The 23,264-nt window shown below is 59.6% G+C and carries 19 protein-coding genes; 12 read left to right on the top strand and 7 right to left on the bottom strand.

Annotated features, from left to right (window positions below):
* Positions 1-47: 47 nt before the first annotated feature.
* The 4 genes from ACCD02_RS28050 to ACCD02_RS28035 all read right to left on the bottom strand — a co-directional run bounded on the left by ACCD02_RS28050 (position 48) and on the right by ACCD02_RS28035 (position 5,131).
* Complete coding sequence (locus ACCD02_RS28050; protein WP_413309172.1) at positions 48-1,082, bottom strand: ABC transporter substrate-binding protein; 1,035 nt, start codon at positions 1,080-1,082, stop codon at positions 48-50.
* A 64-nt stretch (positions 1,083-1,146) separates the two neighbouring features.
* A complete protein-coding gene (locus ACCD02_RS28045) occupies positions 1,147-2,271 on the bottom strand; it encodes an ABC transporter ATP-binding protein (RefSeq protein ID WP_413309170.1) in 1,125 nt (374 codons plus the stop codon).
* Between the two features lie 260 nt (positions 2,272-2,531).
* Positions 2,532-3,164: a response regulator gene (locus ACCD02_RS28040; RefSeq protein ID WP_413309222.1), complete on the bottom strand. Its 633-nt coding sequence runs from the start codon at positions 3,162-3,164 to the stop codon at positions 2,532-2,534.
* Positions 3,158-5,131, bottom strand: a complete 1,974-nt coding sequence (locus ACCD02_RS28035; protein ID WP_413309220.1) for a histidine kinase — start codon at positions 5,129-5,131, stop codon at positions 3,158-3,160. Before ACCD02_RS28035 ends, ACCD02_RS28040 begins: the two co-directional genes overlap by 7 nt.
* Before the next feature lie 161 nt (positions 5,132-5,292).
* Between ACCD02_RS28035 and ACCD02_RS28030 the strand changes: the two genes are divergently transcribed.
* Entirely contained in the window at positions 5,293-6,315 is a 1,023-nt protein-coding gene (locus tag ACCD02_RS28030) for an alpha/beta hydrolase family protein (protein WP_413309168.1), read from the top strand.
* A gap of 139 nt (positions 6,316-6,454) precedes the next feature.
* Here ACCD02_RS28030 and ACCD02_RS28025 read toward each other — a convergent pair whose 3' ends face one another.
* The 3 genes from ACCD02_RS28025 to ACCD02_RS28015 all read right to left on the bottom strand — a co-directional run bounded on the left by ACCD02_RS28025 (position 6,455) and on the right by ACCD02_RS28015 (position 8,987).
* Positions 6,455-7,222 (bottom strand): DnaJ domain-containing protein, encoded by a 768-nt coding sequence (locus ACCD02_RS28025; RefSeq protein WP_413309166.1) that lies wholly within the window; start codon positions 7,220-7,222, stop codon positions 6,455-6,457.
* Positions 7,223-7,894 (bottom strand): N-acetylmuramate alpha-1-phosphate uridylyltransferase MurU, encoded by a 672-nt coding sequence (gene murU, locus ACCD02_RS28020; protein WP_413309164.1) that lies wholly within the window; start codon positions 7,892-7,894, stop codon positions 7,223-7,225.
* Between the two features lie 82 nt (positions 7,895-7,976).
* Entirely contained in the window at positions 7,977-8,987 is a 1,011-nt protein-coding gene (locus tag ACCD02_RS28015; RefSeq protein WP_413309162.1) for an aminoglycoside phosphotransferase family protein, read from the bottom strand.
* A 128-nt stretch (positions 8,988-9,115) separates the two neighbouring features.
* Here ACCD02_RS28015 and ACCD02_RS28010 point away from each other — a divergent pair, with 128 nt between their 5' ends.
* The 11 genes from ACCD02_RS28010 (at position 9,116) to ACCD02_RS27960 (ending at position 23,214) form a co-directional block, all read left to right on the top strand.
* Entirely contained in the window at positions 9,116-11,887 is a 2,772-nt protein-coding gene (locus ACCD02_RS28010; protein ID WP_413309160.1) for an LPS-assembly protein LptD, read from the top strand.
* On the top strand, positions 11,868-13,190 hold the full coding sequence (locus ACCD02_RS28005) for a peptidylprolyl isomerase (protein ID WP_413309158.1): 1,323 nt from the start codon (positions 11,868-11,870) through the stop codon (positions 13,188-13,190). The genes ACCD02_RS28010 and ACCD02_RS28005 overlap by 20 nt, the downstream gene beginning before the upstream one ends.
* Entirely contained in the window at positions 13,187-14,176 is a 990-nt protein-coding gene (gene pdxA / locus ACCD02_RS28000) for a 4-hydroxythreonine-4-phosphate dehydrogenase PdxA (protein ID WP_413309156.1), read from the top strand. The genes ACCD02_RS28005 and pdxA overlap by 4 nt, the downstream gene beginning before the upstream one ends.
* The gene (rsmA, locus tag ACCD02_RS27995) at positions 14,173-14,979 is read left to right on the top strand and encodes a 16S rRNA (adenine(1518)-N(6)/adenine(1519)-N(6))-dimethyltransferase RsmA (protein ID WP_259108435.1); all 807 of its coding nucleotides are present in this window, start codon (positions 14,173-14,175) and stop codon (positions 14,977-14,979) included. Before pdxA ends, rsmA begins: the two co-directional genes overlap by 4 nt.
* Positions 14,980-15,086: 107 nt before the next feature.
* Positions 15,087-15,467: a Co2+/Mg2+ efflux protein ApaG gene (gene apaG, locus ACCD02_RS27990; RefSeq protein ID WP_259108433.1), complete on the top strand. Its 381-nt coding sequence runs from the start codon at positions 15,087-15,089 to the stop codon at positions 15,465-15,467.
* Positions 15,467-16,345, top strand: coding sequence for a symmetrical bis(5'-nucleosyl)-tetraphosphatase (locus ACCD02_RS27985; protein ID WP_413309154.1), 879 nt, complete (start codon positions 15,467-15,469; stop codon positions 16,343-16,345). Before apaG ends, ACCD02_RS27985 begins: the two co-directional genes overlap by 1 nt.
* Before the next feature lie 38 nt (positions 16,346-16,383).
* The gene (gene glpE / locus ACCD02_RS27980; protein WP_413309152.1) at positions 16,384-16,704 is read left to right on the top strand and encodes a thiosulfate sulfurtransferase GlpE; all 321 of its coding nucleotides are present in this window, start codon (positions 16,384-16,386) and stop codon (positions 16,702-16,704) included.
* A 287-nt stretch (positions 16,705-16,991) separates the two neighbouring features.
* Positions 16,992-18,914 carry a PrkA family serine protein kinase gene (locus ACCD02_RS27975; protein ID WP_413309150.1) on the top strand — a complete coding sequence of 641 codons (1,923 nt, stop codon included), beginning with the start codon at positions 16,992-16,994 and terminating at the stop codon, positions 18,912-18,914.
* Positions 18,915-19,053: 139 nt separating this feature from the next.
* The gene (locus ACCD02_RS27970; protein WP_413309148.1) at positions 19,054-20,325 is read left to right on the top strand and encodes a YeaH/YhbH family protein; all 1,272 of its coding nucleotides are present in this window, start codon (positions 19,054-19,056) and stop codon (positions 20,323-20,325) included.
* Positions 20,322-21,884, top strand: a complete 1,563-nt coding sequence (locus tag ACCD02_RS27965) for a SpoVR family protein (protein ID WP_413309146.1) — start codon at positions 20,322-20,324, stop codon at positions 21,882-21,884. Before ACCD02_RS27970 ends, ACCD02_RS27965 begins: the two co-directional genes overlap by 4 nt.
* A 100-nt stretch (positions 21,885-21,984) precedes the next feature.
* A complete protein-coding gene (locus ACCD02_RS27960; protein WP_413309144.1) occupies positions 21,985-23,214 on the top strand; it encodes a multifunctional CCA addition/repair protein in 1,230 nt (409 codons plus the stop codon).
* The last annotated feature ends 50 nt before the right edge of the window (positions 23,215-23,264 follow it).

The raw sequence follows: 23,264 nt of genomic DNA, 5'->3' as shown, positions 1-23,264 counted from the left end.
GTCAGCCGACAACGGGAGGAACACACCCAGGATCTAACTAACGTTAATTACTTGGCAGCCCAAGAATTGAAACGCTGTTCCAACTGCTCACCGTTATCGGTCCAGAAGGCAACATCAAGCTGCACCTGATTGGCGATGTTTTCTGCCTTGGTCGGCATGTTCGCCTGGTTTTCTGCGGTCAACAGGCTGACTGCCTTGGTGTTGGCAGGGCCGTAGGCGATGTTTTCCGAGTAGGTCTTCTGCTGGTCAGCGCCGAGGGTGAATGCGAGGAATTTCTTCGCTTCAGCCGCGTTTTTCGAACCCTTCGGAATTGCCCAGGAGTCGAAGTCGTAGACGCCGCCGGTCCACACCACTTTCAGGTTGCTTTCCTTGGCGACCGCAGCGATACGACCGTTGTAGGCCGAGCTCATCACAACGTCACCGGATTGCAGGTACTGTGGCGGCTGAGCGCCAGCTTCCCACCACTGGATGTTCGGCTTGAGCTCATCCAACTTTTTGAATGCGCGGTCCTGACCGTCTTTGCTGGCCAGCACTTTGTAGACATCTTTCGGCGCAACGCCGTCGGCCATCAGCGCGAACTCCAGGGTGTACTTGGCGCCTTTGCGCAGGCCACGCTTGCCCGGGAATTGCTTGACGTTCCAGAAGTCAGCCCAACTGGTCGGTGCGGTTTTCAGTTTGTCGGCGTTGTAGGCCAACACAGTCGACCATACGAAGAAGCCAACGCCACAGGTCTGGATGGCACCCGGTACGTAGTCTTCTTTCTTGCCGAGGATGGCCGGGTCGATCTCTTCGAACATGTCTTCGCTGCAACCGCGAGCCAGTTCAGGGGATTCGACTTCTACCAGGTCCCAGGAAACGCTTTTGGTGTCGACCATGGCTTTGACCTTGGCCATTTCACCGTTGTATTCGCCAGCAATGATCTTGCCGTTGCCAGCCTTTTCCCACGGTGCGTAGAACGCTTTTTCCTGGGCCGTCTTGTTCGCACCGCCAAAGGAAACAACAGTCAGATCGGCGGCTGCCATGGCTTGCGCTGCGCACATCATGCCCAGCGTCATTGCGGTGAGTTTCATCGTTTTCAGCATTTGTACGTCACTCCACGAGCAGTTGGTTTCGCGATGGGGAGAGGGCGATCTGTTCGCCTCTTGGTTATTGCACTTCTTGCAAGGGATCGAGTGCGCGGACGTGCTCGACCTGCCAGCCAATCGGTACGACATCGCCAACGCTCAGGGCCGGGTCCAGTTCGGCGACGGGTTGCTTGACGAAGAAATCGGTCTTGCCTGCCACTTCCAGGCGCACACGTACGTGGTCGCCCAGATAGATGAATTCAGCGACACGCCCGGAGAAGCGATTCACACAGCTTTCGCTCTTGCCATTGAGGCTGATGCGCTCGGGGCGAATCGACAGGGTGACCGGATCACCGGTGCGACCGACGTTGACCGCCAGCGCCTCGACTCTCTCGCCTCGTTCCAGCTCGATCACGCAGCGATCGTCGTTCTGGCTGATCAGGCGGCCGTTGAGACGGTTGTTTTCACCGATGAAGTTAGCCACGAAAGTGTTGCAAGGCTCTTCGTACAAGGTACGTGGCGGTGCAATCTGCTGGATCTCGCCCTGGTGGAACACGGCCACGCGGTCGGACATGGTCAGGGCTTCGCCCTGGTCGTGAGTCACGTAGACCACAGTCACACCCAGACGCTGGTGCAGATGCTTGATTTCCATCTGCATGTGTTCGCGCAATTGCTTGTCCAGTGCGCCCAGGGGTTCGTCCATCAACACCAGTTGCGGCTCGAATACCAGAGCACGGGCCAGGGCCACACGCTGCTGCTGGCCACCGGACAACTGGGCCGGGTAGCGATGGGCAAAGCTGCCCAGTTGCACCATGTCCAGGGCACGCTTGACCTTCTCGCCGATGTCGGTCTTGTTCAGGCCACGTACCGACAGCGGGAACGCCAGGTTCTCGGCCACGGTCATGTGCGGAAACAGCGCGTAGTTCTGGAAGACCATGCCGATGTCGCGTTTGTGCGGCGGCACATTGTTGATGGAGCGGCCATCAAGCAGGATTTCACCGGCGGTCGGCGTCTCGAAGCCGGCCAGCATCATCAGGCTGGTGGTCTTGCCCGAACCCGATGGCCCGAGCAGGGTCAGGAATTCGCCTTTGCGAATATCCACATTGAGGTCTTTGACGATGAGAGCTTCGCCGTCGTAGCTCTTCTGCACACCACGAAAGCTGACTAGAACATCTTTCGCCCCAGCGCTTGTATCGACGTCGCTCATTGCCCACACCTTTGTTTTGTCTGCGTGGATCTAGCCTAGTTTAGGCCGCAGGCCCCGCAAATCGGGAGGCAGGAGAGATTCGCCTAAGCACAATGGAAGGTTGCCTGTAGGGAACGCCCTACAAGGATGGCGGGGATAGGTATGTCGGTTTTTACCTGGGCTGACGCCTTCGCACCTGTGGGACCGGCTTTAGCCGGGAAGGCGCATTCCCGGGCAAACCCGGTCCCACGCTTGGCTCAGACCAAGAGGTCGTTTTTGGATCAGAGCAATTTGTGCTCAACCGCGTACTTGACCAGATCCGCCAGGGAATTGAGGTTCATTTTCTGCATCAGCCGCGCTTTATGGGTGCTGATGGTCTTGCTGCTCAGGGCCAGTTGCTGAGCAATATCGTTAACGTTGGCGCCCTGAGCCAAACGCTCGAATACCGAAAACTCACGCTCGGACAACAGCGAGTGCAGCGGCCGATTGTCGGTCAGGCCCACCTCGAAAACCATGCGGTCGGCCAGGTCCGGGTCGATATAGCGTCCGCCACCGGCGACCCGACGAATCGCTGTCAGCAACAAGGCCGGATCGCTGTCCTTGGTGGCATACCCTGCCGCGCCGACTTTCAGCGCCCGAGCAGCCATTTGTGCTTCATCATGCATGGACAACACCAGAATCGCCGGCGGATTGGTCAATGCCCGGATCCGCGGGATTGCTTCCAGGCCATTGACCCCCGGCATGGAAATGTCCAACAGCACCACTTCGCAAGCGATGTGGCGCAAGGTATCGAGCAGTTGTTCGCCATTGCTGGCCTCACCGACCACCAGCATGTCCTTGGCCAGGCCGATCAATTGCTTGATCCCCTCGCGCACGATGGTGTGGTCTTCGGCTACCAATACACGAATCACGATATCGACTCCTCGTTGACTGGATCCAATGGAATAAAGGCGCGCAAGGTTGTGCCCTCTCCCGACTCACTGTCCAGCTCCAATCGTCCGCCGAGCATCAAAACCCGCTCGCGCATGCCGACCAGACCGAAGGAAACCGGACGTCCGTGTTCCGGCACAAAGCCGCGGCCATCATCGGCGATGGTCATGCACATCAGGCCGCGCTCGCTGTCCAGGGTCAGACTGACTTCCACAGTATGGGCCTGGGCGTGGCGCATGACATTGGTCAGCGCCTCCTGAAGGATGCGGAACATACCAATGGCCCGGGCATCGCTCAGCGTTGGCAGGTTATCCGGTACCTGAACCAGGCAGGGAATCTGCGTGCGCGACTCAAAGCGCCGGGCCTGCCATTCAATGGCCGAGGCGATGCCCGCATCAAGGATCGGCGGACGCAATGCCGTGGCGACGTCGCGCACCAACTGGAATAACTGGGCAATCAGGCGCTTCATGCTGTTGAGCCGATCACGCAGGCCGGGGTCGAGATCGGCATAGGCCAGTTCGCACATGGAGGTTTCCAGCTTGAGCACGGTGAGCATCTGCCCCAGCTCGTCGTGAACTTCCCGAGCGATGCGGGCTTTCTCTTCCTCGCGCACGCTTTCCAGATGCGCCGACAACTCGCGCAACTGCTCATGGGCACGGCGCCGGTCGCTGACGTCGCTGAGAAATACCACCAGATATTCGGCATCGCGAAAACGCAGGAAACTCAAGGACACGTCGGCGGGCAGGATGCTCCCATCGGCGCAGGTCAGGTTGGTCTCGAAACTCAAGGGCGCGTCTTCATTGGAGCGCGCGCTGTTCCACAGATTGAGCCAACGGTCCATGTGCAGGCCGGGCTCGAAATCAATCAAAGGTCGATCCACAGCGCCGCCTGCGTCATAGCGCAGCATCGATTCCGCCGCCCGGTTGGCATAACGCACGCGACTGTCCCAATTGACCCAGAGAATCCCCAGCGTGCTCTGATCGATGGAAAACTGCGCCAGACGCAACGCCTCCTCACCCCGTTGGCGACGCGCGATGTCCTGCCGGGCACTGAGCAAGGCCTGCTCCAGCTCTTGCTGTTGGCGACGCTGCCAGATCACGATGGTGAAGCAGGCCAACAACAAGACCAGCAGCAGGAAGCTGATGTTCTGCCAGAACCCCGGCGATGTATTGGCCTGGGGATACTTGAGCGGAAACCAGCGGGTATGCAGTTGATCCAGGTCCCTGGCCGGAATGGCACGCAGGGCGACGGCAACAATGTCGGCCAGCTGCGGCCAGTCCTTGCGCGTTGCAACCCGCAACAATTGCGGATAACCGATATCACCTACGACCGCCAGTTCGCTGAACTCCGGCTCCCGGGACAGACGACTGAGCTGCGCTTCATCAACCACGGCGTAGCGTGCCTGCTGGGTCAGCAGCAATTGCAGGGCCTGACGTTCCTGAGGCACGCCTTGCAGGTTCAGGTGCGAGTAGGTGCTGCGCAGGTAGTCGGCGGTGGCACTGGGCATGCGTACGGCCACACGCGACTGATCACCGAGCTTTTCCAGATCCACGGTACCGGCGCCGTCACGCTCACCGACGATGAGTTGCGAAATCCGCAGGTAAGGGTCGGAAAACACCCAGCGACGCAAACCAGCCGGAGTCTGGGTCAGGCCGGGAGCGATATCGACGGCGCCTTCGGCCAGGGCTTTCTCCAGAGCGGCCTGATCAGGAAAATTGCGCCACAACAATTCCACACGCAGGCTTTTTTCCAGCCAGTTCATTACATCGACGTTGGCTCCCGACAACTGCTGCAAGCGCCGGTCGAACTGCGCATATGGCGCCTGCATCACCAGGCCGACGCGCAACTGGCTGCGCTGATTGAGCCATTCACGCTGTTCCAGACTCAGCTGGATACCCGCCTCACTTTCATTCGGCGCAGCCTGAGCGCGTGCTATCGACAGCACGGCCATCAAGAGCAGCGCCAGACCGCCGATAAATCCATTGCGCAATGAACAACTGGTCAATGTGTCACTCCCTCGTGCTCCTCTGGCTGCGTCATGCATGTCTGCGCCTGACAAATGCCGGTCAACCCATTAGGCTGCCGGGATCGTTTCTGGCTTTGGAATATCCGATGTCTTACACCTATCGCGCAATGTTTCCCGCGCTGTGCCTGGCACTGATACTACCCTGTGCCCTGCCCGTTCAGGCAGCGGACCCTGCTCCGGCCAAGCCCGCGGAGGCCAAGGAGCCACCACCGCCCGAGTACGCACCGCTGTTGCAGCGCACCCAGGAAGACGCCATCGCCCTTGAGCGCAGCCTGCCCCAGGCTGACCTGCAAAAGCTGCAGGCTGGCGACGACAATTTTCTCGCCCTGTGGAAACCGGCCAATACGGATGATCCCAAAGGCACGGTGGTCATCGTTCCCGGTGCTGACGAATCCGCCGACTGGCCGGAAGCAGTTGGCCCGCTACGTCGCAAACTCCCCGATGCCGGCTGGGCCAGCCTGAGCATTACCTTGCCTGACGCCCTGAGCGACGGCAGCGACCCTCGCGAAGAGGACGCGGCCACTGGTGATGCGAGCGCAGGCGACAAGGACAAAAAAGAAACAGCTAAAAAAGAGCCGGCGAAAGACGCGCCCAAGGATGCCGCTGCCAGCGAGGCCAGCGCGGCCGCTGCCGCTGAAAAAGAAGCCGCTGCCACCGCAGCCAAAGCGGCCGCCGCAGAAGAGCGCGCCAAGGCCGCCACCGATCGCATCTTCGCCCGTATCGACAGCGCCATCGCCTTCGCCCAACAGAACAAGGCCCGCACCATCGTCCTGCTCGGCCACGGCAATGGTGCCTACTGGGCTGCCCGCTATACCAGCGAAAAACCGTCACCGCTGGTCCAGCACTTCGTCATGGTCTCGGCCCGCGAACCCGTCGACGCCAAGCCATTACTCGCCGCACTGGTACCGACCCTGAAAGTGAAAACCTCGGACTTCATATTCAAGGGCTGGCCGAATGAACAACGCGCAGCCCAGGACCGCCTGCAGGCGAGCAAACGGGTCAAGGGTTCCGCTTTCACGCAGATCCAGCTGACGGCGATCCCCGGCAACAAGGCTGCCGAGCAGGAACAGATGTTCCGTCGGGTCAGAGGGTGGCTGGAGGCGAAGTAGCCAGTATTGCTCTGCGGGACCCGCTTGTGGGACCGGCTTTAGCCGGGCAAGGGCCTTCAGATCCGCTCAATGTCCTTGGACAGATCAGACGCCTTCCCGGCTAAAGCCGGTCCCACGGTAGTTTCTACGCGACAGCCTCTTAACGAAACCCGCGCCTTTCCTTCACCAGCTTGTAGGCGTTATGCAATTCACTGGTGATCTCCGTGGCATCGCGCACCTGCAGCTCGTTGGCCCCGGCCCCGGCAACCTTGTCCGGGTGATAGCGGCTGAGCAGGCGCCGATAGGCGTGTTTGATCTGCGCAGGCTCGGTTTCGGTAGTGACACCGAGCAGGATCAGCGCATGCTGATACTCCTCGGCCCGGGTCGGTAGCGCACGCTTCAGCGGATCGGAATCGGCGGATAGCGCCTCGACTTTCGCCGCTGTCCAGCCCAGCCATTTGCCCCACAGAATGATCAGGTCGCGCTCGACGCGGGTAGGCCGCCCCTCGGCCCAGGCCATGCGCCAGCAGGCACGCAACAGGCCCTCAGCGGCATGGGGCTGAGTATTGAGGCGACGCAGGTAACCGCGCAGCTTGTCGCGTCCGTCCTTGCCCCGGTTGAATGCAGCAATGGCTCGACGCTGGGCCGCCTCACTAAGGTCCAGACGACGCATTTCCACGCGCGCAAGCAGGATATGGCTGTCCCGCACCCGACCATTACTCTTGGCCAGGCGCCCGAGCAGAATGAACACCAGCTCGTCATCGCGCGGCACCGGACGGCCGCCCAGGCGCGCGCGCAGATGCGCCCAGCTGTGCAGTTCAAGACGACGATCCAGTGCCTGCCCCAACAGGGCGCCAAGCAGGGCCCCAGGGATACTGGCAATGACAAAGCCGGTTCCTGCGCCGATCAATGTGGTTGGCCACAGCATCTAGTGAGTCACCGCAAGCAGTTGCTCGACTTCGGCCAGACGCTCATGGGTGCCGACATCTACCCAGCGTCCACGGAAGTGCTCGCCGGTCACCTGCCCTTCGGCCATCGCCGCGCGCAGCAACGGCGCCAGCTTGAAGGCGCCGTCCTGGCAACCGTCGAACAGGCGCGGGTGCAGAATCGCGATACCGCTGTAGGTCAATTTCGGGGTATCGGGAAGACCGTCATGGACCTGCCCGTCGATCAGAGCAAAGTCGCCGCCCGGATGGTGCGCAGGGTTGTCGATCAACACAAGGTGCGCCAACCCGGCGAGGGGGCGACGCAGGGCGGTCATGGCGTAATCGGTCCAGATATCGCCATTGATCACGGCAAAGGGTTCATCACCGAGCAATGGCAGGGCCCGGAAGATCCCGCCGCCGGTTTCCAGCGGCTCGCCTTCGGGGGAATAACGAATGCGCAGGCCGAAGCGCTGCCCGTCACCCAGATGGTCCTCGACCTGCTGCCCCAGCCAGGCGTGATTGATCACCACGTCGGCGAAACCCGCCGCGCGCAGTGCCAGCAGATGGTATTCGATCAGCGGCACACCGCCTGCACGCACCAACGGTTTTGGCGTGTGCAAGGTCAGGGGGCGCATTCGCTCACCCTTACCGGCAGCGAGAATCATCGCTTTCATGCATCCCTCTTCAAAACATTCGAACCTTATTAGAATGATCACCTTCATACAGCCCTGTACGAGGCGTAGCAACCCGCGCCGCTCAGGCGTGTGGCAGGCTGCTCAACAACTGCCGCAAATCGTCCAGTTCAGGCCGCCGCGCCAACACCGCGTCTATATAGGCAAAGAAACGCGGTACGTCAGTCAGATAACGCGGCTTGCCGTCACGATGGCAGATACGCGCAAAAATCCCGATCACTTTCAAATGGCGCTGCACGCCCATCAGGTCGCTGTCGCGCATGAACGCTTCAACGCTGTCCTGAACCGGGATGCCCAACGCACGGGCCTTGCCCCAATACTCCCCCAGCCAACCCTGGACCTGCTCTTCAGGCCAGCTCAGGAATGCGTCCTTGAACAGGCAGGTCACGTCATAGGTGACCGGACCGTATACGGCGTCCTGAAAATCCAGTACCCCGGGATTCGGCGCACTGACCATCAGGTTGCGCGGCATAAAGTCGCGGTGCACCAGTACCTTGGGTTGCGCCAGGGCGCTGTCGATCAGCAAATCACTGGCCCGCTGCCAAAGCGCCAACTGGACCTGATCCAGCTCGACGCCCAGATGACGACGCACATACCACTCTGGAAACAGCTCCAGCTCGCGCCGCAGCAAGGCTACGTCGTAGCTGGGCAGCGGTGCATCCATCGGCAATTGCTGAAAAGCCAGCAACGCTTCGAGGGCATCGGCAAACAAGCCATCGGCGCTGTCGGCATCGATCACATCCAGGTAGGTTTTCGCCCCCAGATCACTGAGCAACAAAAACCCTCGCGTCAGGTCTTCGGCATAAATTTTCGGAACATTAATGCCCGACCGGCTTAATAAATGCGCGATATCCACGAAGGGTTTGCAGTTTTCCTGGGGTGGCGGAGCATCCATGACAATAAAAGTCCGGTCTTCGCCCTGCCAGCGGAAATAACGACGGAAACTCGCGTCACTACTGGCCGCAGTCAACGTGGCCGGGGGTATCGCGCCCCAACCCTCGGCTAAAAAAAGTGCTTGCAATTGCTCATCGAGCCAAACTTTGAGGTGTTGCAGGCGTACATCTTGATCAGGCATTACAAGGGTCTCCGACGGCGCTAGCCGTCAAGCGGGTCATGCTTTATTATCGGGGCCTTTTTCAGCCCATCGAAAGGCGTGCGGCCCCCCCGCGGGCAGATGGCACGCAGGAAGCCCGGACTAATAAGATGGCATTGAAATCCCCCGCGTTTCGTAAAAAATTTCCGTTGCTGGTCACCGGCAGTCTGCTGGTAATGCAACCCCTGGCTACTCCATTCGTGGTTGCCGCTGAACAGTATGACTGCTCAGTCTCTGCTTCGGGAGCGTGGAATTGCGCCCCGAAAAGCCCCACGGCTGTACTGCCACCACGTCCCGTGCACAGCGCGACCGCCGTCAGTTCCAATGGAACCGTGACGGAGACCGGTACTGGCGGTGAGACGGTGGCCACGACCAAACTGGTCACCGAAGCCAAGGGCAAGGGCCTGCGCTCGCGCAGCGCCGACTACAGCCACCTGGACTGGGTACCACGCGAGAAGCTTACCGCTGCGCAACTGGCCGAGACCGCGCCTTATTGCTCCGGTGCCTATATCGAGCCGATCCGTCCGGGCATGAACGACTCGACGCCCAAGGGCGAGTCGCCGACCTTCCTCGGCGCCAAGGCTTCGCGTTACGAGCAGGAATCCCAGACCGCAACCCTGGCCGGTGACGTCGTCATGCGCCAGGGCAGCATGCAGATCCAGGCAGAAGAAGCCAGCCTGCACCAGGCCGAAAACCGTGGTGAGCTCAACGGTGACGTCCGTCTGCGCGACAACGGCGCGCTGATCGTCGGCGACCACGCCGAAATCCAGCTCGACACGGGTGAAGCCAAGGTCGACAACGCCGAATACGTGCTGCACAAGTCGAACGTGCGCGGTAACGCGCTGTACGCCAAGCGCGCGGAAAACGCGATCATCCGGCTCAAGGACGGCACGTACACCACGTGTGAACCGAACAGCAACGCCTGGACGCTCAAGGGCAACAACATCACCCTGAACCCGGCCACCGGCTTCGGTACCGCGACCAACGTGACCCTGCGCGTCAAGGACATTCCAGTCCTGTACACGCCGTACTTCTACTTCCCGATCGACGACCGTCGTCAGTCGGGCTTCCTGCCGCCGACCATCGGCACCGGCAGCAAGACCGGCCTGATGCTGGTCACCCCGTACTACTTCAACCTGGCGCCTAACTACGACGCCACGTTGTATCCACGCTTCATGGCCAAGCGCGGCGAATTGCTCGAAGGCGAATTCCGCTACCTGACCAAGACCAGCGAAGGCCAGTTCGGCGGCGCGTACCTGAACGACAAGGACGACGACCGCAAGCTGCAGACGGACTACGACAAGACCCGCTGGATGATCAACTGGCAGCACAAGGGCGGTCTCGACTCGCGCTGGCTGACTCAGGTCAACTACACCGATATCAGCGATCCGTACTACTTCCAGGACTTGCAGACAGACCAGATCGGCGTGTCGAAAACCGACTACGTCAATCAGCAGGGCTCCCTGACCTATCGCGGCGACAACGTCTGGGCACAGATCAACGCCCAGGCCTACAAGCTGGCGACCGTGGCCAACATCACGCCTTACAACCGCCTGCCCCAGATCAGCCTCAGCGGCGCGTTGCCGTGGGAGCCTGAAGGCCTGAAGTTCAACTGGCAGGCCGAGCTGGTACGCTTTGACCGCGACCTGAAAAACGGCGACTACGTCAACGAAGATGGTTTCTCGGCACCTCGCCTGGACCGAAACGTCCAGGGCCTGGCTCGTGCCAACGGCAACCGTCTGAACCTGCAACCGTCGATGAGCCTGCCACTTGACTGGACCTTCGGTTACCTGAAGCCAACGCTCAAGTATGTCTACACCCAGTACGATCTGGACCTCGACGGTGAAGGCAAGACTACCTTGCAGACCGACGAGAAGTACAACCGCAGCCAGAGCCGCAGCGTGCCTATCGCCAGCGTCGACAGCGGCCTGTACTTCGACCGCAATACCAACTGGTTCGGCACCAACTATCGCCAGACCCTGGAACCCCGCGCGTACTACCTCTATGTACCTGAGGTCGATCAAACGGACATTCCGGTCTTCGATACCGCCGAAACCACGTTCAACTACGCCTCGCTGTTCCGTGACAACCGCTTCGTCGGCTCCGACCGCATCGGCGACGAGAACAAGCTGTCGCTGGGCGTGACCAACCGCTGGATCGAAGACAACGGCTTCGAGCGTCAGCGCTTCAGCATCGGTCAGGCGTTGTACTTCAAGGATCGCAAGGTCCAGTTGCCAGGCGTGGTCTTCAAGGATCGCTCCGACGCACAGTCCGACGTTTCGCCTTACGCACTGGAATACGAATATCGCTTCGACCGCGACTGGCGTGTCAGCTCGGACTTCAACTGGGATCCGGACAGCCACAGCACCCGTTCCGGCAGCGCGATGTTCCATTACCAGCCTGAAAGCAATCCAGGCAAGATCGTCAACTTCGGCTACCGCTACCGCAATGACCTGGTCCGTTACGACCAGACCACCGGCAAGTGGACCGTGGGCGGCGGCGACTATGGCACTCCAGGCACTCCAGGCTACGTCAAGGATTACTACAAGATCCAGCAACACGACTTCTCGGTCATCTGGCCCATCGTGCCGCAGTGGAGCGCTATCAGCCGCTGGGAATACGACTACAACCGCAACCGTACTCTGGAAGCCTTCGGTGGCTTCGAATACGACAACTGCTGCTGGAAAATGCGTCTGATCAGCCGTTACTGGGTCGACTATGACGAGTTCAGCCAGGACGCCCCTCAGAACGAAAAAGGCGACCGCGGCATATTCCTCCAAATTGTGTTGAAGGGACTTGGTGGCGTTACCGGCGCCAAAGTAGAGAGCTTCCTCGACAAAGGCATCCAAGGTTATCGTGAACGTGAAGACCAAGCTTTCTGATTCTCTGCGCCCGCTGTTGCTGGGCGCGTTACTCCTGGGTTCCGCAGTTCACGCTGCGGTACAGCCGCTCGACAGCGTCGTGGCCATCGTCGATAACGACGTGATCATGAAAAGCCAGTTGGACCAGCGTACCCGCGAAGTCAAACAGAACCTCGCCAAACGAGGTGGCGCCATGCCGCCTCCGGGCGTTCTGGAACCTCAGGTGCTGGATCGCCTGATTCTGGAAAACCTGCAATTGCAGGTCGGTGAACGCTCCGGCATTCGCATTACCGACGAAGAATTGAACGCGGCCATCGCCACCATTGCTCAGCGCAATAACATGACAGTGGAGCAGTTCCGCAAGGCCATCGCTCAGGATGGCGGCTCGTTCAACGACGCCCGTGATCAGGTCCGCCGGGAAATGATCATCAGCCGCGTACGTCAGCGCCGGGTGGCCGACCGCATCCAGGTATCGGATCAGGAAGTGAAAAACTTCCTCGCTTCCGACCAGGGCAAGGCTCAGCTGTCCCAGGAATTCCACCTGGCCACCATCATGATCGGCACCCCGGAAAGCGCCAACGCGGCGACCATCCAGGCTGCCGCCGCCAAGGCCAAGGGCATCTACGACAAGCTCAAGGCCGGCGCCGACTTCGGTCAGATGGCCGTTGCCAACTCGTCCAGCGAAAACGCCCTGGATGGCGGCGATATCGGCTGGCGCAAGTCGGCCCAGTTGCCACCTCCATTCGGGGACATGCTTGGTTCCATGCCCATTGGTGACGTCACTCCGCCAGCGCGCACGCCAGCCGGCTTCATCATCATCAAACTGCTGGAAAAACGCGGCGGCGCAGGCCAGGCACAGATGCGCGATGAAGTGCATGTGCGCCACATCCTGATCAAGCCAAGCGAAATCCGCAGCGAAGAAGAAACCAAGCGCCTGGCGCAGAAGCTGTACGACCGTATCGAGGCTGGCGAAGACTTCGGCGAACTGGCGAAGAGCTTCTCGGAAGATCCGGGTTCGGCGCTTAACGGCGGCGATATGAACTGGGTCGATCCAACCAACCTGGTCCCCGAGTTCCGTGAAGTCATGAATTCGACGCCGCAAGGCCAGCTGTCCAAGCCGTTCCAGACGCAATATGGCTGGCACGTCCTGGAAGTCCTGGGTCGTCGCTCCACTGACGCCACCAACCAGGCGCGTGACCAGCAAGCGATGAACGTACTGCGTACCCGTAAATATGACGAAGAGCTGGAAAGCTGGCTGCGTCAGATTCGCGACGAAGCCTACGTGGAAATCAAACTGCCTGGCGCTGACAAGGCCCCACAGTGAAACAAAAACGCTTCGCCCTGACACCCGGTGAGCCCGCAGGCATAGGTCCCGACCTGTGCCTGCTGATCGCCGCCGAATCGCAGCCGTATCCCCTGATTGCCATTACCAGTCGTGACCTGCTCACCGAGCGGGCCGCGCAACTGGGCGTGGCCGTCAACCTGCTGAGCGTCAGCCCTGACGCCTGGCCCGAGCTGCCAGCCCCGGCCGGCAGCCTGTATGTCTGGGATACACCGCTGCGCGCTGCCGTAGTGGCAGGGCAACTGGACAAGGCCAATGGCGCGTTCGTCCTGGAGACCCTGACCCGTGCCGGCCAAGGCTGCATCGACGGCGCCTTCACAGGCATGATCACCGCCCCCGTGCACAAGGGAGTGATCAATGACGGCGGCATCGCCTTCTCCGGCCATACCGAATTTCTTGCCGAACTGACCCAGACCGAACAAGTGGTAATGATGCTCGCCACCGGTGACCTGCGTGTCGCCCTGGTGACCACCCACCTGCCTCTGCGCGATGTGGCCGATGCTATCACCCCACAGGTGCTGGAACGGGTCACACGCATCCTTCACGCGGATCTGGTCCACAAATTCGGCATTCCCCGTCCGCGTATCCTGGTGTGCGGGCTCAACCCCCATGCAGGTGAAGGCGGGCATCTGGGCCGCGAAGAAATCGACATCATCGAACCTGCCCTGGAGCGCCTGCGCAGCGAGGGCATGGACCTGCGTGGCCCGTTGCCTGCAGACACTCTGTTTACCCCCAAGTATCTGGAGCACTGCGATGCAGTGCTGGCGATGTATCACGATCAGGGCCTGCCCGTGCTCAAGTACAAAGGCTTTGGCGCGGCGGTCAACGTGACCCTGGGCCTGCCGATCATCCGCACCTCCGTCGACCATGGCACCGCCCTGGACCTGGCAGGCAGCGGCAGAATCGATACCGGCAGCCTGCACGTCGCCTTGCAAACTGCCTACCAGATGGCCGAGACCCATTCATGAACGAGCAATACCAACACAAGGCGCGCAAGCGCTTCGGCCAGAACTTCCTGCACGACGCCGGCGTGATCGACAAGATCCTGCGCTCCATCCGCGCCAAGCCTGATGACCGCCTGCTGGAAATCGGCCCGGGCCAGGGTGCATTGACTGCCGGTCTGCTCAACAGCGGCGCGCGCCTGGACGTAATCGAACTGGACAAGGACCTGGTGCCGATCCTCAACCACCAGTTCGGCGGCAAGCCCAACTTCTCCCTGCATCAGGGTGATGCGCTCAAGTTCGACTTCAACAGCCTCGACGCAGCGCCAGGCAGCCTGCGCGTGGTCGGCAACCTGCCGTACAACATCTCGACACCGCTGATCTTTCACCTGCTGGCCAACGCCGCGCTGATCCACGACATGCACTTCATGCTGCAGAAAGAAGTGGTCGAACGTCTCGCCGCAGGCCCCGGTGGTGGTGACTGGGGTCGCCTGTCGATCATGGTCCAGTACCATTGCCGCGTGGAACACCTGTTCAACGTTGGCCCGGGGGCGTTCAACCCGCCGCCGAAAGTGGACTCTGCCATCGTGCGCCTGGTGCCCCATGCCACACTGCCACATCCGGCCAAGGACCATCGTGTTCTGGAACGGGTCGTGCGCGAGGCGTTCAACCAGCGTCGCAAAACCCTGCGCAATACCTTGAAACTGTTGCTCAGCGCCGACGAAATCACCGCCGCAGGCGTCGATGGTGGCCTGCGCCCCGAACAACTGGACCTCGCTGCCTTTGTCCGCCTGGCAGACAAACTGAGCGAAAAACCGATCCCGGCATAAGCTGTAGAGAGACATGTAGCGGCCAATGTTTTTCTCCGATACATGTCCTAGACTGATTGCACCGGGATCTCCGGCATTATTTCGCATTAGTTTCCAAGGCCCTCTGCATGTCCGATTCCCGTTACCAGGTCGACGTCAGCGTCGTGACCCGCTTCCTCGCAGAACAGTCGCAGCCCGAGCAAAACCGCTTTGCCTTCGCCTACACCGTCACCGTGCACAACAGTGGCGAGGTGCCCGCCAAGCTGTTGTCGCGGCATTGGGTCATCACCAACGGTGACGGCCAGGTCGAAGAAGTCCGCGGTGAGGGCGTCGTGGGTCAGCAACCGCTGATCGGCGTTGGCAAGAGCCATACCTACAGCAGTGGCACCGTCATGACGACCAAGGTGGGCAATATGCAGGGCAGCTACCAGATGCTCGCTGACGACGGCAAACGCTTCGACGCCGTGATTGCCCCATTCCGCCTCGCCGTACCAGGCTCGCTGCACTGATGGCAGTGTATGCAGTCGGCGACCTGCAAGGTTGCCTGGAACCGTTGCAATGCCTGCTCGAGCATGTTCATTTCGAACCCGGCAAGGATCGGCTCTGGCTGGTAGGGGACTTGGTCAACCGGGGCCCGCAGTCCCTGGAAACCCTGCGCTTTCTCTACAGCATGCGCGACTCCCTGGTCTGCGTACTCGGCAATCATGACCTGCACCTGCTCGCCTCGGCGCGCAAGATCGAACGCCTGAAACGCAACGACACCCTGCGCGAGGTTCTTGAAGCACCGGATGCTGGTGAACTGCTGCTCTGGCTGCGCCAGCAGAAGCTCATGCATTACGATGCAGACCGCGATATCGCCATGGTCCACGCCGGCATTCCACCACAATGGACGCTGAAAAAAGCCCTCAAGCTGGCTGGCGAAGTCGAAGCGGCACTACATGACGATCTGCTGTACGAGCCCTTCCTCGAAGGCATGTACGGCAACGAACCGACCAAATGGGACAACGAGTTGCACGGCGTGACCCGTCTGCGGGTTATCACCAACTACTTTACCCGCATGCGTTTCTGCACTCCGGAAGGCAAGCTCGATCTCAAGGGCAAGGAAGGCGCTGACACCGCCATGCCGGGCTATGCGCCCTGGTTCACGCACAAGGAGCGCAAGACCCGCAGCCAGAAGATCATCTTTGGCCACTGGGCAGCCCTTGAAGGGCGCTGCGATGAACCTGGCGTGTTCGCTCTGGATACCGGCTGCGTATGGGGTGGGGCGATGACCCTGCTCAATGTCGACACCCTGGAACGTTACCATTGCGATTGTGACGCCAAAGGCCTGGCCAACGCCACGCCGGTAAAGGATCCGACTTCCCCAATCCCTGCGGCCAGGCCCTGACGCCAGGCCTCACCCTCACCTCTCAGGAGCCAGTGTCCATGACCGACTTCAAACGCATTCCCCCGGAAAAAGCCCACGAGCTGCGCGAAAACGGCGCCGTTGTCGTGGATGTGCGCGACGCCCAGACGTTTGCCGGCAATCACATTCCGGACTCACATCATCTGGATAATCACTCGATCGCCGACTTCATCCGAGAAGCCGACCTGGACAAGCCTCTGCTCGTCGTCTGCTATCACGGCAATTCCAGCCAGCAGGCTGCGGCCTACCTGGTAGGCCAGGGTTTCTCCGATGTCTACAGCATCGATGGCGGATTCGAGCTGTGGAAGTCCACCTTCCCAACCGAAACTTCGCAAAGCTGATCCAAAAAAAATTTATGCCCCTCGATCCCGCGTACTACGCGGGTTCGCGCTCGAACTGACCAGCGGTCGGCCAGAGTTATCGCTCATCCCTTCTTTATCTTTGCGATTCCGAACTATCCTTAGCCTCAGGCCATCCGTAATCAGGGGAGAGCCGGTACACCGGCGCGTGGGTCATCGGTAGTTACTTTTATGGTGTTCTGGGGGGTAAACGGCATCTGGATACTCAGCTGCTGCCAGCATCGACTGACGATCCGCCGCCGGCTCCACGTATCGAGCGAGGTGACGTCATGAGTATTTTTAGCCACTTCCAACAACGCTTTGAATCGACACGCCAGGAAGAGCTCTCGCTACAGGAGTATTTAGAGCTCTGCAAACAGGATCGCAGCGCATACGCCTCTGCGGCAGAACGTCTTCTGCTGGCTATTGGCGAGCCTGAGTTGCTCGACACATCGACCAACTCGCGTCTTTCTCGAATCTTCTCCAACAAGGTCATCCGGCGCTATCCGGCCTTTGCGGACTTCCATGGCATGGAAGAATGCATCGACCAGATCGTCTCGTATTTCCGCCATGCCGCCCAAGGCCTGGAAGAAAAGAAACAGATCCTCTACCTGCTTGGCCCGGTCGGCGGTGGTAAGTCGTCTCTGGCTGAAAAACTCAAACAACTGATTGAAAAAGTACCCTTCTACGCCATCAAGGGCTCGCCGGTCTTTGAATCGCCCCTGGGTCTGTTCAATGCCACGGAAGATGGCGCGATTCTCGAAGAAGACTTCGGTATTCCGCGCCGCTACCTGAGCACCATCATGTCGCCCTGGGCGACCAAACGCCTGGCTGAGTTCGGGGGCGACATCAGCCAGTTCAAGGTGGTCAAACTCTATCCATCGATCCTCAACCAGATCGCTGTGGCCAAGACCGAGCCGGGCGACGAGAACAACCAGGACATTTCCGCCCTGGTCGGCAAGGTTGATATCCGCAAGCTCGAAGAATTCCCACAGAACGACGCCGACGCCTACAGCTATTCGGGCGCATTGTGCCGGGCCAACCAGGGCCTGATGGAATTCGTCGAGATGTTCAAGGCGCCGATCAAGGTGCTGCACCCACTGCTCACCGCCACCCAGGAAGGCAACTACAACAGTACCGAAGGCCTGGGCGCGATCCCCTTCAACGGCATCCTGCTGGCCCACTCCAACGAATCGGAATGGCACAGCTTCCGTAACAACAAGAACAACGAGGCTTTCATCGACCGGATCTACATCGTCAAGGTGCCGTACTGCCTGCGCGTCAGCGACGAGATCAAGATCTACGACAAGCTGCTGTTCAACAGTTCCCTTTCCAAGGCTCATTGCGCGCCGGACACCCTGAAAATGCTGGCGCAGTTCACCACGCTGTCGCGCCTGAAAGAACCGGAAAACTCGAATATCTACTCGAAAATGCGGGTGTACGACGGCGAAAACCTCAAAGACACCGATCCAAAGGCCAAATCGATTCAGGAATACCGCGACAGCGCCGGCGTCGACGAAGGCATGAACGGTCTTTCCACTCGTTTTGCGTTCAAGATCCTGTCCAAGGTCTTCAACTTCGACCCGCATGAAATCGCCGCCAACCCGGTACATCTGCTCTATGTACTGGAACAGCAGATCGAGCAGGAGCAATTCCAGGCCGAAACCCGCGAGCGCTATCTGCGCTTCATCAAGGAGTACCTGGCACCGCGCTACATCGAGTTCATCGGCAAGGAAATACAGACCGCCTACCTGGAGTCCTACAGCGAATACGGTCAGAACATCTTCGACCGCTACGTGCTGTACGCAGATTTCTGGATTCAGGATCAGGAATACCGTGATCCGGAAACCGGTGAGATCCTCAATCGCGTGGCTCTGAACGAAGAACTGGAGAAAATCGAAAAACCGGCCGGGATCAGCAATCCGAAGGATTTCCGCAACGAAATCGTCAATTTCGTGTTGCGTGCCCGCGCCAACAACAACGGCAAGAATCCGACCTGGCTCAGCTACGAGAAGCTGCGGGTGGTGATCGAGAAGAAAATGTTCTCCAACACCGAGGACTTGCTGCCGGTCATCAGCTTTAACGCCAAGGCCAGCAAAGAGGACCAGCAGAAACACAACGACTTTGTTACCAGGATGGTCGAACGAGGCTATACCGATAAGCAGGTGCGACTGCTCTCCGAGTGGTACCTGCGCGTTCGGAAGTCGCAGTAAAGGCAGCGGCAAGCGGCAAGCTACAAGCCTCAAGCGGGCCTTAGGCGCGCTTGAGGCTCAGGTTATGCCACCGCTTGCTTTGTGAGCTTCAGGCTTGCAGCTTGAAGCTTGTAACTGGAAGCTGCCCGGAGGGCTCCAGATGAGCTATGTGATCGACCGACGCCTCAATGGCAAGAACAAGAGCACGGTAAACCGTCAGCGCTTCTTGCGCCGCTACCGTGACCACATCAAGAAAGCAGTCGAAGAAGCCGTCAGCCGCCGCTCCATTACCGATATGGAGCATGGCGAGCAGATCAGCATTCCCGGTCGCGATATCGATGAGCCGGTGCTTCATCATGGCCGCGGTGGCAAGCAGACCGTCGTCCACCCCGGCAACAAGGAATTCACCACTGGCGAACACATCGCCCGTCCGCAAGGTGGCGGTGGTGGCAAGGGCGCGGGCAAGGCGAGCAACTCCGGCGAAGGCATGGACGAGTTTGTCTTCCAGATCACTCAGGAAGAGTTTCTTGAGTTCATGTTCGAGGACCTGGAACTGCCCAACCTGGTCAAACGCAACCTGGTCGGCACCGAAACCTTCAAGACCGTGCGTGCCGGTATCAGTAACGAAGGCAACCCGGCCCGTATCAATATTATCCGCACCCTGCGCTCGGCCCATGCCCGGCGCATCGCCCTGTCAGGCAGCAGCCGTGGCAAACTCAAGGAAGCGGTAAGCGAACTGGATCGCCTGAAACGCGAAGAACCGGACAACTTCGGCGATATTCAGGAACTTGAGAGCGAAATCGAACGCTTGAAGGCGCGTATCCGTCGCGTGCCTTACCTGGACACCTTCGACCTCAAGTACAACCTGCTGGTCAAGCAACCCAACCCCAGCTCCAAGGCGGTGATGTTCTGTCTGATGGACGTTTCCGGCTCCATGACCCAGGCGACCAAGGATATCGCCAAGCGCTTCTTCATCCTGCTGTACCTGTTTCTCAAGCGAAACTACGACAAGATCGAAGTGGTGTTTATCCGCCATCACACCAGTGCCCGGGAAGTCGACGAAGAGGAATTCTTCTATTCACGGGAAACCGGCGGCACCATCGTTTCCAGCGCCTTGAAACTGATGCAGGAAATCATGGCTGAACGCTACCCGGCCAGCGACTGGAACATCTATGCCGCCCAGGCCTCCGACGGTGACAACTGGAACGACGACTCACCGATCTGCCGCGACATTCTGATCAAGCAGATCATGCCGTTCGTGCAGTACTACACCTACGTGGAAATCACGCCCCGCGAACATCAGGCGTTATGGTTCGAATACGAGCGTATCGGCGAAGCCTTCGCCGACACCTTCGCCCAGCAACAGCTGGTCTCTGCCGGTGATATCTATCCGGTATTCCGTGAACTCTTCCAGCGCAGGTTAGTGACATGACCGCTAGAGAGCAGAAACGCCAACCCCTCTCCACGGGTTCCGAGTGGACATTCGAACTGATCCAGGCCTACGACCGCGAAATCAGCCGTATCGCCGAGCGTTATGCCCTGGATACCTATCCCAACCAGATTGAAGTCATTACGGCCGAGCAGATGATGGATGCCTACGCCTCGGTGGGTATGCCTCTTGGTTATCACCACTGGTCCTACGGCAAACACTTCCTTAGCACCGAAAAATCCTACTCACGAGGCCAGATGGGGCTGGCCTACGAGATCGTCATCAACTCAGATCCCTGCATCGCCTACCTGATGGAAGAAAACACCATCTGCATGCAGGCCCTGGTAGTGGCCCATGCCTGCTACGGGCACAACAGCTTCTTCAAGGGCAACTACCTGTTCCGCACCTGGACCGACGCCAGTTCGATCATCGATTACCTGGTGTTCGCCAAGCAGTACATCATGCAGTGCGAAGAACGCCATGGCATCGACGCCGTGGAAGACCTGCTCGATTCCTGCCACGCCCTGATGAACTACGGCGTCGACCGTTACAAACGGCCTTATCCGATCTCCGCCGAAGAAGAACGGCGCCGGCAGAAAGACCGTGAAGAGCACTTGCAGAAGCAGATCAACGACCTGTGGCGCACCATTCCGAAAAGCGCTGACAAGAACAGCAAGGAAGACAACGCCCGCTTCCCGTCGGAGCCACAGGAGAACATCCTCTACTTCATCGAGAAGCACGCCCCGTTGCTGGAGCCCTGGCAGCGCGAAGTGGTGCGCATCGTGCGCAAGATCGCGCAGTACTTCTACCCGCAGCGCCAGACTCAGGTAATGAACGAAGGTTGGGCCACGTTCTGGCACTACACCTTGATGAACGACCTCTACGACGAAGGCCTGGTCACCGACGGCTTCATGATGGAGTTCCTTACCTCCCACACCAGCGTGATCTACCAGCCCGGCTTTGACAGCCCCTATTACAGCGGGATCAACCCCTACACCCTGGGGTTTGCCATGTACCAGGACATCCGCCGCATCTGTGAGAAACCAACCGAGGAAGATTACCGCTGGTTCCCGGACATCGCCGGTGGCGACTGGCTGGCCACCATCAAGTTCGCCATGAGCAGCTTCAAGGACGAAAGCTTCATCCTCCAGTACCTGTCGCCCAAGGTCATTCGTGACCTCAAGCTGTTCAGCATCATGGACGATGATCAAAAGGATGACCTGATCGTACCGGCCATTCACGATGAACCCGGCTATCGCACCATTCGCGAAACCCTCGCCGCCCAATACAACCTCGGCAACCGTGAACCCAACGTGCAGATTTACAGCATCGACCGCCGCGGCGACCGCTCGCTGACCCTGCGCCATCAGCAACATGACCGCAAACCCCTGGGAGACTCCACAGACGAAGTGCTCAAGCACCTGCACCGCCTCTGGGGCTTCGACATCCATCTGGAGACCCTGCAAGGCGATCAAGTGATGAAGACTCATCATGTCCCACCGAGAAGCGAGCACCCCGACAGTGAATATCCCCGGCTCGATCTGGCGGTTGTTCACCTCTAGGGCCTGAGTCGATGGCCCGAACGATATCGGGTCATCATCCGGTTTTAACCTCCCTGAAGGCGACGCAAGGTTTATCCTGTCGTCCTCACGGAGGTTTTTTATGCAGATTTATAAAGTTGGCGGTGCCGTACGCGATCGCCTGCTGGGTAAACCGGTCACTGATATCGACTGGGTTGTGGTGGGCGCCACCACCGAAGAAATGCTGATCAAAGGCTACCGCCCCGTCGGTACTGATTTTCCGGTTTTCCTCCACCCGCTGACAGGCGAAGAACACGCCCTGGCGCGCACCGAACGCAAGAGCGGCAAGGGTTACGGGGGCTTCGTGTTCCATGCCAGCCCCGAAGTAACCCTTGAACAGGATCTGATCCGCCGCGACCTGACCATCAATGCCATGGCCGAGGATAAAGACGGCAACCTGACCGACCCCTATCATGGTCAGCAGGATCTGGAAGCGCGCATTTTACGCCACGTATCCCCGGCGTTCGCCGAAGATCCCCTGCGAGTACTGCGAGTCGCACGCTTCGCCGCGCGCTATGCCGCCGACGGTTTCCGCATCGCTCCCGAAACCCTTGAACTGATGCGCCAGCTCAGCGAATCAGGCGAACTCCAGGCCCTGACCCCGGAGCGCTGCTGGAAAGAAATTTCCCGGGCACTGATGGAAGGGCACCCCGAGGTCTTCATTCAGGTCCTGCGTGATTGCGGTGCGCTCAAGGAGTTGCTACCAGAAGTCGACGCCCTGTTTGGCGTGCCTCAGCCTGCCGCCCACCACCCGGAAATCGATACCGGCACCCATGTACTCAGCGTATTGGCGCAGTCAGCGCGCTTCAAGCAACCTTTGAGCGTGCGCTGGGCCTGCCTGGTACATGACCTGGGCAAAGGGCTGACACCCGAAGCCGAATGGCCAAGACATATCGCCCATGAGCACAAAGGTTTGCGCCTGGTAAAAGCCGTCAATGAGCGCTTCAAGGTGCCGCGGGATTGCCAGGAGCTGGCGCTATTGGTCTGCCAGTACCACACCCACGCCCACCGCGCATTGGAACTCAAGCCCTCGACGCTGCTGGAACTGCTGCAAAGCTTTGACGTCTATCGCCGCCCCCAGCGTTTCGAGGAGTTTATCGTCGCCTGCGAGATGGATGCCCGAGGTCGCGATGGTTTCGAGGAGCGCAGTTATCCCCAGGCCGAATACCTGCGTAGCGCCGCCTTGGCCGCCCGGGCGGTCTCGGTGCAACCGTTGCTGGAGAAGGGTTTGAAGGGGCAGGAATTGGGCGAGGCGCTTAAAGTAGAGCGGCTGGATGCACTGAAGGTTTACAAGGCCGAGCACAACACCTGAAACCCTGAGAGACCGGCTTTAGCCGGGAAGACGTCTTCCCGGCTAAAGCC

It is taken from the genome of Pseudomonas sp. Pseusp88 (assembly GCF_047303955.1).
Classification (GTDB): Bacteria; Pseudomonadota; Gammaproteobacteria; order Pseudomonadales; family Pseudomonadaceae; genus Aquipseudomonas.
Note: the sequence above shows the minus strand (reverse complement) of the source record. Positions and strands in the feature narration are given on the sequence as shown.

Coding starts and splice junctions, on each gene's coding strand:
- ACCD02_RS28010 (WP_413309160.1), top strand. CDS start 9,116: ATGGCATTGAAATCCCCCGCGTTTCGTAAAAAATTTCCGTTGCTGGTC.
- ACCD02_RS27975 (WP_413309150.1), top strand. CDS start 16,992: ATGAGTATTTTTAGCCACTTCCAACAACGCTTTGAATCGACACGCCAG.
- ACCD02_RS28035 (WP_413309220.1), bottom strand. CDS start 5,131: ATGGCCGTGCTGTCGATAGCACGCGCTCAGGCTGCGCCGAATGAAAGT.
- ACCD02_RS27970 (WP_413309148.1), top strand. CDS start 19,054: ATGAGCTATGTGATCGACCGACGCCTCAATGGCAAGAACAAGAGCACG.
- ACCD02_RS28030 (WP_413309168.1), top strand. CDS start 5,293: ATGTCTTACACCTATCGCGCAATGTTTCCCGCGCTGTGCCTGGCACTG.
- ACCD02_RS27960 (WP_413309144.1), top strand. CDS start 21,985: ATGCAGATTTATAAAGTTGGCGGTGCCGTACGCGATCGCCTGCTGGGT.
- ACCD02_RS28050 (WP_413309172.1), bottom strand. CDS start 1,082: ATGCTGAAAACGATGAAACTCACCGCAATGACGCTGGGCATGATGTGC.
- ACCD02_RS28015 (WP_413309162.1), bottom strand. CDS start 8,987: ATGCCTGATCAAGATGTACGCCTGCAACACCTCAAAGTTTGGCTCGAT.
- ACCD02_RS27965 (WP_413309146.1), top strand. CDS start 20,322: ATGACCGCTAGAGAGCAGAAACGCCAACCCCTCTCCACGGGTTCCGAG.
- ACCD02_RS27985 (WP_413309154.1), top strand. CDS start 15,467: ATGGCAGTGTATGCAGTCGGCGACCTGCAAGGTTGCCTGGAACCGTTG.
- ACCD02_RS28025 (WP_413309166.1), bottom strand. CDS start 7,222: ATGCTGTGGCCAACCACATTGATCGGCGCAGGAACCGGCTTTGTCATT.
- rsmA (WP_259108435.1), top strand. CDS start 14,173: ATGAACGAGCAATACCAACACAAGGCGCGCAAGCGCTTCGGCCAGAAC.
- glpE (WP_413309152.1), top strand. CDS start 16,384: ATGACCGACTTCAAACGCATTCCCCCGGAAAAAGCCCACGAGCTGCGC.
- ACCD02_RS28045 (WP_413309170.1), bottom strand. CDS start 2,271: ATGAGCGACGTCGATACAAGCGCTGGGGCGAAAGATGTTCTAGTCAGC.
- apaG (WP_259108433.1), top strand. CDS start 15,087: ATGTCCGATTCCCGTTACCAGGTCGACGTCAGCGTCGTGACCCGCTTC.
- murU (WP_413309164.1), bottom strand. CDS start 7,894: ATGAAAGCGATGATTCTCGCTGCCGGTAAGGGTGAGCGAATGCGCCCC.